This window comes from Vreelandella neptunia (genome assembly GCF_022489065.1).
Classification (GTDB): Bacteria; Pseudomonadota; Gammaproteobacteria; order Pseudomonadales; family Halomonadaceae; genus Vreelandella; species Vreelandella neptunia_A.
Map to the genome: position 1 here is coordinate 560,618 of NZ_JAKVTW010000001.1, position 14,175 is coordinate 574,792.

A 14,175-nucleotide genomic window follows, 5' to 3' on the forward strand; every position below is an offset into this window, starting at 1 on the left:
TTCCTTTTCGCCGAGTGGTGTCATTAATAGATAGACGCGCTTAAGAGGTCTCTTGCTGCTCATCGGTGTGGGGCTTGCTGACCAACGGCGTGGCGGGCTGTTCACTCAACGTATACTGCAACCCGAGCTCGCGATGGCGCAGTTGAACTTCACCCATGCTTGGCGCTAGTCTCTCTGCTAATTTTTCAACCATATAAACCGAACGGTGTTGTCCGCCAGTGCAACCAATAGCGATCGTCATATAGCTGCGTTGACTATCTTGATAAGCGGGCAGCCAACGCTCAAGCCAGGCCTGAATATCGTTACTCATGGCATCTACGATAGGGTAGCCGCTTAAGAAAGCCACGATATTTGCATCACGCCCTGTGAATTGGCGGAGCGTTGGATCCCAATAAGGGTTGGGTAAGCATCGCACGTCGAACACCAAGTCAGCATCTAGTGGCACGCCACGTTTGTATCCGAACGATTCAAGCGTTAGCGTTAGCTTATCACGATGCTGATGTGCGACTTGATCGGTAATGCGACGGCGTAAATCGTGTACCGAAAGCCGCGAGGTATCGATCAATAAATCGGCCAGATCGCGAATATCGAGCAGCGTTTCTTCTTCTTTATTAATGGCCTCTTCAAGAGTCATTTCGCTATTGCGCGTTAATGGATGGCGCCGACGCGTAGCGGAGTAACGCTCTAGAAGAATGCGTGCATCGGTCGTCAGGTAGATGACTTGAAAGTCAATTTTACGCTGGCGCAACTCCTCTAATAACGAAGGAAGGCGCTCCAATGCTCCTGGCAGGTTGCGGGCATCAATACTGACCGCCAGATGAGAGCGTTCGCCCTGATCACGTATTTGGTCCACCAATGATCCCAGCAGCATGGCAGGAAGGTTATCAATCGCGTAGTAGCCAAGATCTTCAAGCGCTTGTAAGGCGATAGATTTACCTGACCCAGAGCGGCCGCTAATGATCACAAGTTGCATAGAGTCTCTCGTTGCTTGATCAAGCTGCGTTGAGGGTGGTGAGCGCGAATCAACCTGCCTTGTGTTACCGCTTGGCAGGTTTAGGGCATCAAGGCGCTGATTGCTCGCGAATTTTAGCGGTAAGCAACTCAAGTAGTTCACGCTGGCTGGCTGCTTTACGCAACTGCTGTCGCGTATCCGCATCATTCATGATGGTCGCCACTTCGCCTAGTAGAGAGAGGTGGGTGTCATCAGCCTCTTCTGGTACCAATAGCACGAACACCAGATCAACCGGGTCGCCATCGATAGCGTCAAAATCAATCGCTTCTGAGAGCTTTAAAAACCCAGCGATGGGGGCAGAGCAGTGGGGGCTACGCGCATGAGGAATAGCCACGCCGTTACCAATACCTGTACTACCTAAGCGTTCGCGGCCGATGAGGCGGCTAAACACTTCTTGGCTGTCCAGGCTGGGGATGTTTTGGGCAATAAAGGTGCTGAAAAACTCCAGCACCCTTTTTTTGCTGCCCCCGGGTACGTCGAAGAGAACGCGTTCCGGGGGGAGTATGGTTTCCAACGTCATTGAATTAACGCACGCCTGCGCCTTGGGCGCGAGCTTGTGCTTTTTCCTTATGTTTAACGAGTTGACGGTCAATTTTGTCCGCTAATGCGTCAATGGCGGCGTACATATCACTGTCTAGGGCTTCCGCATGTAAATCTGCTCCTGCTGCGTGCAGTGTACAGGCGGCCTGTTGGCGCTCTTTCTCCACCGATAGGGTGACTTGCACCGTGGTTATATTGTCGTAATGGCGCTCCACACGTTCAAGCTTTTCGTTGACATAGTCACGCAAGGCGTCAGTCAGTTCTACGTGATGACCAGTGATATTTACTTGCATTGACGTTCTCCTTATCCATCGGACTGTACTTCGATTGTAACCCTTTTTGCCGCGTTGCAAAGCCCTTGTCGAGAGTTTCGCTGCAACGCCAACAGATACTAGCGCAAACGACGCCTTTCGCTGGAAGAGGGGATGCCCATGGCTTCACGATATTTTGCTACTGTACGACGCGCCACCTGAATGCCGCCCTCATCTAAGAGGGTGACTAGGCGGCTGTCCGAAAGCGGCTTGCCGGGCGGCTCCTCTTGGATCAATTTCTTTAACCGGGCGCGGATAGCGGTGCTGGAGTGGCTATCGCCATCCTGACCGCTGACTTGGCTTGAGAAGAAGTATTTAAGCTCAAACACGCCGCGCGGCGTGTGTATATACTTCTGCGTTGTGACCCGTGAAATGGTCGACTCATGCATTTCAACGGCTTCAGCAATATCCGCTAGTATCAAAGGCTTCATGGCTTCTTCGCCGTGTTCCAAAAAGCCAATTTGCCGGGTGATGATCTCGCGGCCAACCCGCAGCAGCGTATCGTTGCGGCTAGATAGGCTTTTGATCAGCCAGCGCGCTTCTTGAAGGTGCTCTTTAAGAAACTGGTTGTCCTGGCTTTTGTCCGCACGCTTTATCAAACTGGCGTAGTCAGGTTGAATGCGCAGCCTTGGTAAGGCTTCTGGATTGAGCTCTAAATGCCAACCTTCGTGGTCATGGCGGACGACAAGGTCGGGCGTTACATAGCTGTCGTCGGTGTCGCCATAGGCGCTGCCAGGGCGGGGGTCAAGACTACGAATAAGGAGGATGACATCCGCTAACTGGTGATCATCGAGCCCCAGGCGGCGCTTCAGCAGGCGCATATCATCTTTGCCCAGCGCCTCAAGAAACTGCCGCACTAAGCGGCGAGCAGGCACCAGCAGCGGCGTATCATCGGGGAGGGCGGCCAACTGCAGCATCAGGCATTCGCGCAGGTCACGGGCGAAGATACCCGTTGGCTCAAATTGTTGCAGCTTGAGCAGTATCGTTTCCACTTCACGCTGACTAAGACCGTCAATTCCTTGAGCGCGGAGACCTTCGCGTATGTCGTTGAGCGGCTGTGTCAAATAGCCGTTAGCATCGAGCGCGTCGATTAAGCTTTCCGCGATAAGCTGCTCTCGAGCGCCAAAATCGGTCATAGCGAGCTGCCACAGCAAGTGTCCGTGTAGGCTCTGTCCAGCCGCTTGGCGCTCAAAATCAGGGCCTTCACCGCTGCTACTGCCATGGCTACCCATGTCTTGATAGGTGTCAGACCAGTCGCTATCTACCGATAGCTCGGTGGGAATGCTCTCTGACCACTCTTCCTCTTTAGGCTCACTGACAGCCTGTTCGCCAAATTCATCCTCCTGCTCAAGCATGGGATTGGCATCTAAGGCCTGCTGAATTTCTTGACGTAGGTCCAGCGTGGATAGCTGTAACAGGGCGATAGCCTGCTGCAGCTGAGGTGTCATGGTCAGCTGTGTGCCGATACGCAGTTGAAGAGAAGCTTTCATGACCATCTGAGAACCACTCGTTAATCAGAATGCTCCACCCTAGTGCGAGTAGGTCCCAGGTGCAAGTGCAATAAGCATGCCATTGGTAGTAAAGTTGTTGTAGAGCACTATTTAGAGGTGAAAATTAGGCTTAGAGTCGGAAGTCTGCGCCTAAATACACGTCTCGTACTTTTTGATTGGTAAGAATCGATTCGGGAGAGCCGCTGGCGATGATCTGTCCATCACCTACGATGTAGGCGATATCACAAATATCAAGGGTTTCACGTACGTTATGATCGGTGATCAGTACGCCTATGTGGCGCTGCTTCAGTGCCCGGATGATGGTTTTAATCTCGCCTACCGAAATAGGATCAACGCCAGCAAAGGGTTCATCCAGCAAAATAAAGGCGGGCTCCGTGGCTAATGAGCGGGCAATTTCCACACGCCTACGCTCGCCACCTGAAAGGCTCATGCCAAGGTTGTCGCGTATATGGGTAATGTGAAAGTCTTCAAGTAGCGCCTCTAAACGCTGCTCGCGGTCGCTACGGCTAAGCGCTTTTCGGGTTTCAAGTATCGCCATAATATTATCGGCGACCGATAGTTTTCGAAAAATAGACGCCTCTTGCGGCAGGTAGCCGATACCCGCTGCTGCGCGCTCATGCATCGGGGCGCGCGTTAAATCCACGTCGTCGATACCCACTTTGCCAGCATCCGATTTCACCAGCCCAACAATCATATAAAACGAGGTGGTTTTGCCTGCGCCGTTGGGGCCGAGCAAGCCCACCACGCTGCCTTGGGAAATTTCTAAATTGATGTCTTTAACCACGCGGCGGCGCTTATAGCTTTTGGCCAAGTGGTGGGCATAAAGGGTTTTAATCGGCGCAGTCTCTGCAGTTGCCACGGCTAGGCTCCCTATTGTTCCGGCTGAAGCGTCATGCGTATGCGCTGGGGCTCACTGCCTTCAACGTCAGAGCGCGCTTGAATCACTTCTCGATCAATAAAATACTCAAGGCGACCGCCGGTAAAGGTGTCTTCCTGCTGTGTTAATTCTGCTTGGTCGATCAGTTCTACCCGGCGTTCCGCGACATGGTAAATAATCCGTCTCGCCCAGCCTTCTGTTGGGCCCTCTTGCCCTTCGGCTTGATGACGTAAGTAGGCGCGCTCACCGGTGGAGGTGGCACGGGAAAGCTCGCCCGCTTCATTGCGTTCGATCTCTACCCGTTCGCCACGTAACTGCATTTCGCCTTGGCGAATGTTGACATCACCGGTATAGACAGCAGTACCCGCACGTTGATCCAGATCTAAACGGTCGGCTTCAACTTCTACCGGGGCCTGCCCTTGTGAAGAGCTGTTTTGCGCCAATGCCGATAGCGGCACCGCTAACGCGAAAAGGGCGGTATAGATAAATGCTTTCATGGCAATTCCTGTTAAGGTTGCGTGGCCGGGGGCTGCGTGCCGCGCACATTGTCAGTTAAGCGCACCTGGCTATCGTTGAGCCATACGTCCATACGTGTGGCGCTCATTTGCTGGGGCGGTTGTTGCAGCAATACCGGTGTTTCACTCCACGCATGCTGACTGAGCCCATCATAATGCAGCAGCTCTGTGTCTAACTGCCAGCCTTCATCCGGTGCGATCAGACGAGCCGAGCCCGACATCAACAGGGCTTGTGTGGAGGTGTTGAGTGTGCCTACATCGGCACTCGCCAGCCACTGGCGATTTTCGCTGTCGTATAAGATGGCTTCAGGCTCTTCAGTCCAGGTTTCACTTCGCTGGGGCGTATGGATCAGGCGCGGGGTTTTAAGCGACTGCAAGACGCTGCCATTATCTCCGAATAGGGTGATTTCAGCGTTTTCCAGTACGTGGCCGGGCTCCTGGGCCTGCGCCTCTGGGTCAATGGCCGTGCTTTGAGGTCCGCCTGGGTCAAGCCACACCAGTAAAGCCCCCAGGGCGATGACTAGCCCGCCGAGCCAGACGCGCACTTTAAAACGTTTGAGCATTAAGAGCGTCCGTGTAAATAAGTGTCGAGCACCGCGCCCCAGTGCCCCTGAGCTTCAAGCAGTGTGTCACAAATTTCGCGCACGGCCCCATGGCCACCCAGGCGTTCGGTAGTCCAGTCTGCGTGGGTATGCATATAATCCGGCGCGTTAGGGACGGTAATACCGACGCCACAACGCTTAATCGCCGCTAGGTCGGGTAGGTCGTCGCCGCAATAGGCCACTTGCTCCAGCTCGATATCGAGCCGCTGGCAAAGACCGCGCAGAGTCATCAGTTTGTCTTCACAGCCCTGGTGGACGTGATCGATGCCCAGCGCTGCGGCGCGTTGGCTCACCATCGGGGAGTCGCGGCCGGTGATCAGGGCAACATGAACACCCACACGCTTGAGCAGTTTCAGACCGTGACCATCCTGGGTGTGAAACGCTTTAATTTCGATGCCATCAGCCTGGAAGTAGAGGCGGCCATCGGTAAGTACGCCATCAACATCCAGTGCCAAAAGGCGTACGCGGCGAAGACGATCAAGTAGCGCTGCGGGTAGGGTCATAGAGCCTCCATATCAGTTAATTCTTAAAGCTTGAGCAGAATAAAGCGCCGGAGGGTTAAATAACGCCGCTGGCGAGCAGGTCGTGCATGTGTAGAGCCCCAATAGGGCGTTGTTGTTCATCGACCACCGCGAGGGCCGTGATGCGGCTCTCTTCCATTATGCGTACCGCCTCGGCTGCCAGAATGTCGGGGCCAATGCGTTTACCTGGCCGGGTCATGACGTCGTCTACCCGGACGTCGCGTAGGTTATGAAACTGATCCAGCGTGCGACGAAGGTCGCCATCGGTGTACACGCCAGCCAAGCGCCCATCGCTATCCACCACGCAGGTGAAGCCTAACCCTTGCCGCGTAATCTCTAATAGTGCGTCGCGTAGTGGGCTGCCCAGCGCGACCTGGGGGAGGCGCGCACCGTCGTGCATCAGGTCTCTAACGCGCAGCAGCAAGCGTTTACCGAGGCTGCCACCAGGGTGAGAGAGCGCAAAATCTTCAGCGGTAAAACCACGGGCTTCCAGCAGTGCGACGGCCAGTGCATCACCTAAAGCGAGTGCCGCGGTAGTCGAGCTGGTGGGGGCCAAGTCGAGCGGGCATGCTTCACGCTCAACGCCACTGTTTAAGTGCGCATCGGCGTGTTTGGCAAGCGTTGAGTTGGGGCGCCCCGTCATGCTCACTAGCGGCGTGCCAAGGCGTTTAAGCAGCGGTAAAAGCGCGGTGACTTCGGCGGTTTCACCCGAGTTAGACAGCGCTAGTACGACATCGGCACGTGTAATCATGCCCAAGTCGCCGTGACTGGCTTCGCCAGGGTGAACGAAAAAAGCCGGCGTGCCCGTACTGGCAAGTGTTGCCGCAAGCTTGCCGGCGATGTGCCCTGATTTACCCATGCCGGTAACTACCACGCGGCCTTGGCAAGCAAGAATCAACTCACAGGCGCGATCAAAGCTTTCGTCGAGCTTAGCCTGAAGACCCCCAATGGCTGCCTGCTCAATTTGCAGCGTACGCATTGCGCTTTCGCGTAGTAGGCTGGGTGGAGCGAGAGGCTGGCGCATAGCGTTTTCTCTTAACAATTAAAAATATAAAAGTAGTAACCGCCAAGAATAACATCCTGACGCCCCATAAAGGCAGTGGTTGAGATCGTTGGTGCTGGTGAGTCTTGACGGTTAGATGACCAGTCGCCTGCTTGGTCATCGTTGATTTTCGTGTTCTGAATAGCCACTTAAGCGATCAGCAATGGCTTGTAGCGCTATAGTATAATGTTTGATAATGTTTTAGAAACACTGTTTCATAACCGCTGTTTTATAACCGAGGTTGCGGCAATTAAGGTATAATAGCTGGCCCTGCCCGCGCCTCGTTAAGAGTCAACCGATCCATGATAGATGCTCCTTTTATTGAAATTGAAGACCTATATTTTTCGCGTGGCGATCACGAGATTTTTCGCGGCGTGAACATGACTATTCCGCGCGGCAAAGTCACCGCGATCATGGGGCCAAGTGGCACGGGTAAAACGACCCTGCTCAAGCTGATTGGCGGCCAATTGACGCCAGAGCGCGGTCGGATATTGATCGACGGTGAGGATGTTCATCGGCTGTCTCGTAAGGCCCTATTTACGTTACGCAAGCGGATGGGGATGCTGTTTCAAAGTGGCGCGCTGTTTTCCGATTTAGACGTATTTGAGAACGTTGCTTTTCCATTGCGCGTACATACTGATTTGCCTGATACGATGGTGCGCGATTTAGTGCTGCTGAAACTGCAGGCGGTTGGGCTACGCGGGGCTCGTCACCTGACGCCCGCGGAGCTGTCTGGAGGTATGGCGCGTCGCGTTGCTTTAGCTCGGGCGGTGGCGCTGGACCCGGAGTTGATTCTGTATGACGAGCCCTTTGTCGGGCAGGATCCCATCTCAATGGGTGTGCTGGTGCAGCTGATTAAGCGCCTAAATCAAGCGTTGCAGCTTACCTCGGTGGTAGTGTCTCACGATATTAAAGAGACGCTGAGCATTGCAGATTACCTCTACCTAATTGCTGACGGCCAAGTGGTTGCCCATGGCACTCCGCAAACGCTAGATACCAATCAAGACCCAAGGGTCAGCCAGTTTATTCATGGCGCGCCCGATGGCCCGGTACCATTTCACTATCCCGCTGAGGCGTTTTATAGCGATATTTTGGGCGGAGCCCCGATGACAAAGTTAGGGTAGATGACAAAATTAGCGTAAATGCATTAATGCAGGGTAAAAACAGGGCAGGGATCAATGCAGTCAAAATTTTCTAACAGCACCTCACGCATCACCCGGTTGGGGCGGCGAGGGTGCGATTTAATGGAAGCATTAGGTCGGGCAGGGATATTTCTCTTCCAATCCGCTGTGGGTGTGCCATCCCGTGAAGGTTGGCGATTATGGTTGCACCAGATGCACTTTGTGGGCGTGCTTTCGTTAGCCATTGTGCTGGTGTCCGGGCTATTTATCGGCATGGTGCTGGCGCTACAGGGGTACACCATACTGGTCGATTTTGGGGCTGAGCAGGCCCTAGGTCAGATGGTGGCGCTTTCATTATTGCGTGAGCTTGCGCCCGTGGTGGCGGCACTGCTGTTTGCAGGCAGGGCAGGGTCAGCGCTGACCGCAGAGATAGGTCTAATGAAAGCGACTGAGCAGCTCACCAGTATGGAGATGATTGGTGTTGACCCGCTGCGTCGCGTGGTGGCGCCGCGCTTATGGGCAGGCTTCGTTTCGCTGCCTATTTTAACGGTGGGCTTTAGCGTAGTGGGCATCTGGGGCGGCTACCTCGTGGGTGTCGAGTGGCTAGGCGTCTTTGAGGGTTCATACTGGAGCAACATGCAGGCCAACGTGGCGTTTGTTAGTGATATTGGTAACGGCATGATCAAAAGCGTTGTATTTGCCCTGGTAGTGACCTGGATCGCTGTCTTTCAGGGGTACGATCTAGTACCCACATCAGAAGGTATTTCCCGCGCGACTACGCGCACCGTGGTGTATTCGTCGCTTGCAGTACTGGGGCTTGATTTTGTGTTGACCGCCATCATGTTTGGCGGCCTTTAATGGCTGGAGCAGTTTCATGAAACGCAGTAAAACCATGGAGTTCGGTGTTGGCCTGTTTATGGTGGCAGGCATTTTAGGGCTTGTGTTCCTCGGCTTGCGTGTAAGTGGGCTGACGCTTTCTGCACCCGCCCAGTCGTTTCAGCTGGAGGCTAATTTTGCCAATATTGGCGGCTTAAAACCTCGTGCCCGGGTCACCATGGCGGGAGTTACGGTTGGCCGTGTCGAATCTATTGAACTGGATACCCAGTGGTACGATGCGCGAGTAGTGCTGAGCCTTAATAGTGAACTGGAAGGCGAGCTCTCCAGAGACTCCATAGCCTCTATACTTACGGCTGGCTTGTTAGGTGAGCAGTACATCGGTCTTAGTGTGGGCGGTGATCCTGAAATGCTGGAAGATGGCGACACGATACGCGACACCCAATCGGCGCTGGTGCTGGAAGAACTTATCCAGCAGTTTGTGTCCAATATGACAAGTAACTAGCGTTGTAAATGACAAGCACTCATTCAGTGCATTAACGGGCCCAGTGCAATAACGGGTAGGGAGATAACGGTTATGAATGGAGTAAACTTAATGGTGGGTCGCTGGTTCTTTGCGGTCATTATAATGGTGGCAGCGCTTATTCCTTTGCAGTCTATGGCGCAGTCTCAATCACCGGAAGCGATGATTCGCGAGAATGTTGAGTCATTAATGGGAGACCTTGAGGGCCGTAAAGATTATTACGCCAACAACCTGGGTGAGCTTGAGGCATTAGTCGATAGTAACCTCGACCAAGTGGCCGATTTTCGCTACATCGGTGCCAGCGTAATGGGTAACTATTTCCGTAACGCGACACCAGAGCAGCGTAGCCGCTTTGCCGATGTGTTTCGGCAAACGCTGATCGATACCTATACCCGTGGTTTGGTGACATTCGATTACGACGAGTTGCGGGTGTTGGATGCACAGCAGGCCCAGCGTTACGAAGACCAGGCCAGCGTCGCCATGGAAGTGGTCGCCAGTAATGGTCAAGTGTACCCGGTAAGTTACAGCTTGAGGCTGTCGAATGGCGAGTGGCGTGTTGTTAACGTGATCGTTAACGGCATTAATCTTGGGCTAACGTTCCGTAATCAGTTTGATCAGGCCATGCGTGATAATAATCGCGATTATGATGCCGTCATTAACGGCTGGTCACCTGAAGTCGGTGTTGAAGAGCTAGAGCAGGGAGGAGATGCGTGACAACGCTGTTTTCGCGCCCTGGTCTCACGGTGAATATTGTGGACACTAGCTTGCAGGTGGCAGGTGATGTGGATGTTACCTCGGCGGCCGACCTGGCCGCCAGCGGGGTTAAGTGGCTCAATCAGACTGAACTCACTGCCATAGCAATGGATTTTAGTCGTGTTGATAAGGCCAGCAGCGTTGCCATTAGTGTACTGTTTGAATGGCTACGAATTTGTCGCCAGCGCGGCATACAGGTTGACACCATTCTCTTTTCGGCCCCCTTGCGCCGACTCGCCTCATTGGCTGAGCTTGATGCGTTAATAGAGAGCCCCGCCGAGACATTGGCTGTTTAGAAGTACGGCATCGCCAAGTGGGCTGCTTTTCTTTATCATGTCGACCCTATTACACCCATTTATAACGATGACCCCCAAGGAGTTTTTTACGCCATGCAACCCAACGAGGTAAAAGCACTGCTTGAATCCCGTATTGACGGATGTCAGTTCCATATCCAGGGTGAAGGCTGTAACTTTCAGGTGATTGCGGTTGGCGATGCCTTTGAAGGTCTCTCTCCAGTCAAGCGTCAGCAGCTCGTCTACGCTGCTCTCAGTGATGAGATCGCCTCGGGCGCACTCCACGCTATTAGCATTAAAACGTTTACTCCGGCGCAGTGGCAAACTGCACCGGAAAACGTTCAATAACGGTCGCCCCATGGATAAATTAATCATTACCGGCAATGGGTCGGTAGACGGTGAAGTGTGGGTTAGTGGCGCCAAAAACGCGGCGCTGCCTATCCTGTGTGCCAGCTTGCTGGCCGATGGCCCAGTAGTGATTGGTAACTTGCCGCACCTGCAGGATATTACCACCACCCTTGAACTGCTTGGCCGCATGGGCGTCGAGCCGGTGATGGGTGAGAAGTTGAGTATCCAGTTGGACGGTTCTCAGGTAACCCAGTGCCACGCGCCTTATGAGCTGGTTAAAAAGATGCGCGCTTCCATTCTCGTGCTGGGCCCACTGCTTGCTCACTTTGGTAAAGCCGATGTGTCGCTACCCGGCGGGTGTGCGATTGGTTCACGACCGGTGGATCTGCATATTCGCGGTTTAGAAGCCATGGGGGCGGAGATACGCGTTGAGGCAGGCTATATCCGCGCTCGCGTAGATGGGCGTTTGAAAGGCGCGACTATTTATTTCGATACCGTGACAGTGACCGGTACCGAAAACCTGCTGATGGCGGCAACCTTGGCCGAGGGTAAGACGGTTTTAGAAAACGCTGCCCGCGAGCCTGAAATCGTCGACTTGGCAGAGTGTTTGATCAAAATGGGCGCGAAAATCAGCGGCCATGGAACTGATACGATTACCATTGAAGGTGTCGAGAAGCTGCACGGTTGCGAGCATGACGTAATGCCCGATCGTATCGAGACAGGTACGTTTTTAGTAGCTGCGGCCATGACCGGTGGGCGAGTGAAGGTCAAGCGTACCCGAGCAGACATTCTGGATGCGGTCATCGCTAAACTTGAAGAAGCGGGCGCTGAGATTACCAGCGGTGATGATTGGATTGCACTGGATATGCACGGGAAGCGCCCGAAGGCGGTGAATATTCGCACTGCACCTTATCCTGCTTTCCCTACCGATATGCAGGCACAGTTCGTTGCTATGAACGCGGTGGCAGTGGGGCACTCACGGGTGGTCGAGACCATCTTTGAGAATCGCTTTATGCACGTTCAAGAGCTTAACCGCATGGGCGCTAATATTGTGCTGGAAGGCAACACCGCTCTGATTGAAGGGGTGGAGAAGCTTTCCGGAGCGCCGGTTATGGCAACCGATCTACGCGCCTCTGCATCGCTGGTGATTGCAGCCATGATGGCCGAGGGCGAAACCTTGGTGGACCGCATCTATCACATTGATCGTGGCTACGAATGTATTGAGGAAAAATTGCAGCTACTGGGTGCGCGTATTCGCCGTATTCCTGGTTAATCCATGCGACTAAGCCCCTGCATGCTAATAACTACTGGCCAACACGATGAGTAAGCAACTGATTTTAGCCCTCTCGAAGGGCCGTATTCTTGAAGAGACGCTGCCTCTGCTAGCCGATGCGGGTATCACACCCGCAGAAGATTTAAGCAAAAGCCGCAAGCTGCTGTTTGATACCAACTTGCCTGACGTAAAGCTGGTGATTATCCGTGCCACTGACGTGCCCACCTACGTTCAGTTAGGTGCCGCCGACGTCGGTATCGCGGGTAAGGATGTGCTGCTTGAGCATGGGGCTGAAGGCCTTTATGAGCCGCTGGATCTAGAGATTGCCCGCTGCAAGCTGATGACAGCCGGGGTGACGGGTCAATTGCCAGCACGTGCCAGGCGTCGGGTAGCCACCAAGTTTGTTAATGTGGCGCGCCGCTATTACGCCGAGCAAGGTATTCAGGCGGAGGTGATCAAACTTTATGGAGCCATGGAGCTTGCACCCCTGATGAACCTGGCAGACGAAATTGTCGATATCGTTGATACCGGCAATACGCTGCGGGCGAATGGCATGGAGCCACGGGAGCTGATCGCCCATATTAGCACTCGACTGGTGGTGAATAAGGCGGCCATGACCATGAAGCATGATCGCATTAAGCCGTTACTGGCCCGTTTAGATAGCGCGGTCAAAAAGCGTCAGACACAGCTTGCCGAATGATGTGAGGTGACCCATGAGCGATCCCAAAAGCATGTCCAACAGCGAGCAAAGCGCCGCTACGATGGTCTCACGCCTGTCGACAAGTGATACTGCCTTTCACCACCAGCTTGATTCACTGCTGGATTGGGAAGGAGTGTCAGATAAAGCAGTACAATCCCGGGTCGAAGAGATTCTTGCCAGCGTTAAGCAGCGAGGCGATGAGGCGGTCATTGAAGCCACTAACCGGTTTGATCGGCTCTCTGTTTCCTCAATGGATGAGCTGCAGCTGACGCCTGAACAGTTGAAGCAGGCCTATGACCATTTGCCTGCCGAACAGCGTGAGGCCCTCTCCAGTGCCGCAGAGCGCATTAAGCGTTACCACGAGCGTCAAAAGCCAAGTTCTTGGCAATACGAAGAGCCTGACGGCACGGTACTGGGGCAGAAGGTCACCCCGTTAGACCGCGCCGGTATCTATGTGCCAGGCGGAAAGGCGGCTTATCCATCGTCTGTGCTGATGAATGCGATTCCCGCCCATGTGGCTGGTGTGCGCGAAATCGTGATGGTTGTGCCCACCCCTGATGGCGTGTTGAATGAGCTGGTGCTTGCGGCGGCACACCTGGCCGGGGTCGATTATGTCTTTACCATTGGTGGGGCTCAGGCGATCGCAGCGCTTGCTTATGGCACTGAAACGGTTCCTCGCGTCGATAAAATAGTCGGCCCTGGCAATATTTATGTGGCCACGGCGAAGCGTGCAGTGTTTGGTCAGGTGGGTATCGATATGATTGCGGGTCCTTCGGAGATAATGGTGGTTTCCGATGGTCAAACCGATCCCGATTGGCTGGCGATGGATCTGTTCTCCCAGGCCGAGCATGATGAAGATGCTCAGGCGATCCTGGTCAGCTGGGATGTAGATCATCTGGATGCCGTAGAGGCTGCAATTGAACGCCTACTACCGACCTTGGAGCGTGAAGAGATTGTGCGTGAGTCATTGCGCAAGCGTGGCGCGTTGATTCACTGCCAGGACGCTCAAGAGGCCATTACACTCATTAATCGTATCGCCCCTGAGCATTTAGAGCTCTCTGTTGCTGCGCCAGAGGAGTGGTTAGATGATATTCGTCACGCAGGTGCGATCTTTATGGGTCGTTACACCGCTGAAGCGCTGGGTGACTACTGCGCTGGGCCAAATCATGTACTGCCCACCTCTGGTACGGCACGCTTCTCTTCACCGCTGGGCGTCTACGACTTTCAGAAGCGCTCTTCGATTATTCACTGCTCGGCAAACGGCGCTTCTGAGCTGGGTAAAATTGCCTCGGTGCTGGCGCGTGGCGAATCATTAACCGCCCACGCTCGCTCTGCCGAGTATCGTATTCGCGATTGATGTACTGGGTGCGTCTAGCGCCGGGCCAGCGTACTCATGCTC

18 protein-coding genes are annotated in these 14,175 nt (G+C 54.0%); 9 read left to right on the forward strand and 9 right to left on the reverse strand.

The genetic code is table 11. The annotated features are described in order from the left end of the window. Window positions 1–40: 40 nt before the first annotated feature. From rapZ to MLE19_RS02530, 9 genes are all read right to left on the reverse strand, one after another. Window positions 41–973 (reverse strand): RNase adapter RapZ, encoded by a 933-nt coding sequence (gene rapZ / locus MLE19_RS02490; RefSeq protein ID WP_240716494.1) that lies wholly within the window; start codon window positions 971–973, stop codon window positions 41–43. Between the two features lie 88 nt (window positions 974–1,061). Continuing rightward, on the reverse strand, window positions 1,062–1,532 hold the full coding sequence (locus MLE19_RS02495) for a PTS sugar transporter subunit IIA (protein ID WP_240716495.1): 471 nt from the start codon (window positions 1,530–1,532) through the stop codon (window positions 1,062–1,064). A 4-nt stretch (window positions 1,533–1,536) separates the two neighbouring features. After that, entirely contained in the window at window positions 1,537–1,845 is a 309-nt protein-coding gene (gene hpf, locus MLE19_RS02500; RefSeq protein WP_007114683.1) for a ribosome hibernation-promoting factor, HPF/YfiA family, read from the reverse strand. A 98-nt stretch (window positions 1,846–1,943) separates the two neighbouring features. Continuing rightward, the gene (locus MLE19_RS02505) at window positions 1,944–3,359 is read right to left on the reverse strand and encodes an RNA polymerase factor sigma-54 (RefSeq protein WP_240716496.1); all 1,416 of its coding nucleotides are present in this window, start codon (window positions 3,357–3,359) and stop codon (window positions 1,944–1,946) included. A gap of 124 nt (window positions 3,360–3,483) precedes the next feature. Then, entirely contained in the window at window positions 3,484–4,233 is a 750-nt protein-coding gene (gene lptB / locus MLE19_RS02510) for an LPS export ABC transporter ATP-binding protein (RefSeq protein WP_240716497.1), read from the reverse strand. 11 nt (window positions 4,234–4,244) lie between these two features. Beyond that, window positions 4,245–4,748, reverse strand: a complete 504-nt coding sequence (gene lptA, locus MLE19_RS02515) for a lipopolysaccharide transport periplasmic protein LptA (RefSeq protein WP_240716498.1) — start codon at window positions 4,746–4,748, stop codon at window positions 4,245–4,247. An 11-nt stretch (window positions 4,749–4,759) separates the two neighbouring features. Continuing rightward, the gene (gene lptC, locus MLE19_RS02520; protein WP_240716499.1) at window positions 4,760–5,329 is read right to left on the reverse strand and encodes an LPS export ABC transporter periplasmic protein LptC; all 570 of its coding nucleotides are present in this window, start codon (window positions 5,327–5,329) and stop codon (window positions 4,760–4,762) included. Further along, the gene (locus MLE19_RS02525) at window positions 5,329–5,871 is read right to left on the reverse strand and encodes a KdsC family phosphatase (protein WP_240716500.1); all 543 of its coding nucleotides are present in this window, start codon (window positions 5,869–5,871) and stop codon (window positions 5,329–5,331) included. The genes lptC and MLE19_RS02525 overlap by 1 nt, the downstream gene beginning before the upstream one ends. A 55-nt stretch (window positions 5,872–5,926) precedes the next feature. Next, the gene (locus tag MLE19_RS02530) at window positions 5,927–6,913 is read right to left on the reverse strand and encodes a KpsF/GutQ family sugar-phosphate isomerase (RefSeq protein WP_240716501.1); all 987 of its coding nucleotides are present in this window, start codon (window positions 6,911–6,913) and stop codon (window positions 5,927–5,929) included. A 320-nt stretch (window positions 6,914–7,233) separates the two neighbouring features. On the opposite strand from MLE19_RS02530, the gene MLE19_RS02535 reads away from it, so the two are divergent. The 9 genes from MLE19_RS02535 to hisD all read left to right on the forward strand — a co-directional run bounded on the left by MLE19_RS02535 (window position 7,234) and on the right by hisD (window position 14,133). Further along, window positions 7,234–8,055, forward strand: a complete 822-nt coding sequence (locus MLE19_RS02535) for an ATP-binding cassette domain-containing protein (RefSeq protein WP_240716502.1) — start codon at window positions 7,234–7,236, stop codon at window positions 8,053–8,055. Between the two features lie 54 nt (window positions 8,056–8,109). After that, window positions 8,110–8,910 carry a lipid asymmetry maintenance ABC transporter permease subunit MlaE gene (mlaE, locus tag MLE19_RS02540; protein WP_240716503.1) on the forward strand — a complete coding sequence of 267 codons (801 nt, stop codon included), beginning with the start codon at window positions 8,110–8,112 and terminating at the stop codon, window positions 8,908–8,910. Between the two features lie 16 nt (window positions 8,911–8,926). Next, complete coding sequence (gene mlaD, locus MLE19_RS02545) at window positions 8,927–9,391, forward strand: outer membrane lipid asymmetry maintenance protein MlaD (protein ID WP_240716504.1); 465 nt, start codon at window positions 8,927–8,929, stop codon at window positions 9,389–9,391. A gap of 90 nt (window positions 9,392–9,481) precedes the next feature. Continuing rightward, window positions 9,482–10,123: an MlaC/ttg2D family ABC transporter substrate-binding protein gene (locus MLE19_RS02550; protein ID WP_425356796.1), complete on the forward strand. Its 642-nt coding sequence runs from the start codon at window positions 9,482–9,484 to the stop codon at window positions 10,121–10,123. Continuing rightward, complete coding sequence (locus MLE19_RS02555) at window positions 10,120–10,458, forward strand: STAS domain-containing protein (protein WP_240716506.1); 339 nt, start codon at window positions 10,120–10,122, stop codon at window positions 10,456–10,458. Before MLE19_RS02550 ends, MLE19_RS02555 begins: the two co-directional genes overlap by 4 nt. Window positions 10,459–10,551: 93 nt before the next feature. Beyond that, window positions 10,552–10,803, forward strand: a complete 252-nt coding sequence (locus MLE19_RS02560; RefSeq protein ID WP_007114696.1) for a BolA family protein — start codon at window positions 10,552–10,554, stop codon at window positions 10,801–10,803. A gap of 10 nt (window positions 10,804–10,813) precedes the next feature. Beyond that, on the forward strand, window positions 10,814–12,076 hold the full coding sequence (murA, locus tag MLE19_RS02565; RefSeq protein WP_240716507.1) for a UDP-N-acetylglucosamine 1-carboxyvinyltransferase: 1,263 nt from the start codon (window positions 10,814–10,816) through the stop codon (window positions 12,074–12,076). A 46-nt stretch (window positions 12,077–12,122) separates the two neighbouring features. Beyond that, window positions 12,123–12,776 carry an ATP phosphoribosyltransferase gene (hisG, locus tag MLE19_RS02570; RefSeq protein WP_240716508.1) on the forward strand — a complete coding sequence of 218 codons (654 nt, stop codon included), beginning with the start codon at window positions 12,123–12,125 and terminating at the stop codon, window positions 12,774–12,776. 13 nt (window positions 12,777–12,789) lie between these two features. Beyond that, the gene (gene hisD, locus MLE19_RS02575) at window positions 12,790–14,133 is read left to right on the forward strand and encodes a histidinol dehydrogenase (RefSeq protein WP_240716509.1); all 1,344 of its coding nucleotides are present in this window, start codon (window positions 12,790–12,792) and stop codon (window positions 14,131–14,133) included. Window positions 14,134–14,175: the final 42 nt, after the last annotated feature.

Coding starts and splice junctions, on each gene's coding strand:
- rapZ (WP_240716494.1), bottom strand. CDS start 973: ATGCAACTTGTGATCATTAGCGGCCGCTCTGGGTCAGGTAAATCTATC.
- MLE19_RS02495 (WP_240716495.1), bottom strand. CDS start 1,532: ATGACGTTGGAAACCATACTCCCCCCGGAACGCGTTCTCTTCGACGTA.
- hpf (WP_007114683.1), bottom strand. CDS start 1,845: ATGCAAGTAAATATCACTGGTCATCACGTAGAACTGACTGACGCCTTG.
- MLE19_RS02505 (WP_240716496.1), bottom strand. CDS start 3,359: ATGGTCATGAAAGCTTCTCTTCAACTGCGTATCGGCACACAGCTGACC.
- lptA (WP_240716498.1), bottom strand. CDS start 4,748: ATGAAAGCATTTATCTATACCGCCCTTTTCGCGTTAGCGGTGCCGCTA.
- lptC (WP_240716499.1), bottom strand. CDS start 5,329: ATGCTCAAACGTTTTAAAGTGCGCGTCTGGCTCGGCGGGCTAGTCATC.
- MLE19_RS02525 (WP_240716500.1), bottom strand. CDS start 5,871: ATGACCCTACCCGCAGCGCTACTTGATCGTCTTCGCCGCGTACGCCTT.
- MLE19_RS02530 (WP_240716501.1), bottom strand. CDS start 6,913: ATGCGCCAGCCTCTCGCTCCACCCAGCCTACTACGCGAAAGCGCAATG.
- MLE19_RS02535 (WP_240716502.1), top strand. CDS start 7,234: ATGATAGATGCTCCTTTTATTGAAATTGAAGACCTATATTTTTCGCGT.
- mlaE (WP_240716503.1), top strand. CDS start 8,110: ATGCAGTCAAAATTTTCTAACAGCACCTCACGCATCACCCGGTTGGGG.
- mlaD (WP_240716504.1), top strand. CDS start 8,927: ATGAAACGCAGTAAAACCATGGAGTTCGGTGTTGGCCTGTTTATGGTG.
- MLE19_RS02550 (WP_425356796.1), top strand. CDS start 9,482: ATGGTGGGTCGCTGGTTCTTTGCGGTCATTATAATGGTGGCAGCGCTT.
- MLE19_RS02560 (WP_007114696.1), top strand. CDS start 10,552: ATGCAACCCAACGAGGTAAAAGCACTGCTTGAATCCCGTATTGACGGA.
- murA (WP_240716507.1), top strand. CDS start 10,814: ATGGATAAATTAATCATTACCGGCAATGGGTCGGTAGACGGTGAAGTG.
- hisG (WP_240716508.1), top strand. CDS start 12,123: ATGAGTAAGCAACTGATTTTAGCCCTCTCGAAGGGCCGTATTCTTGAA.
- hisD (WP_240716509.1), top strand. CDS start 12,790: ATGAGCGATCCCAAAAGCATGTCCAACAGCGAGCAAAGCGCCGCTACG.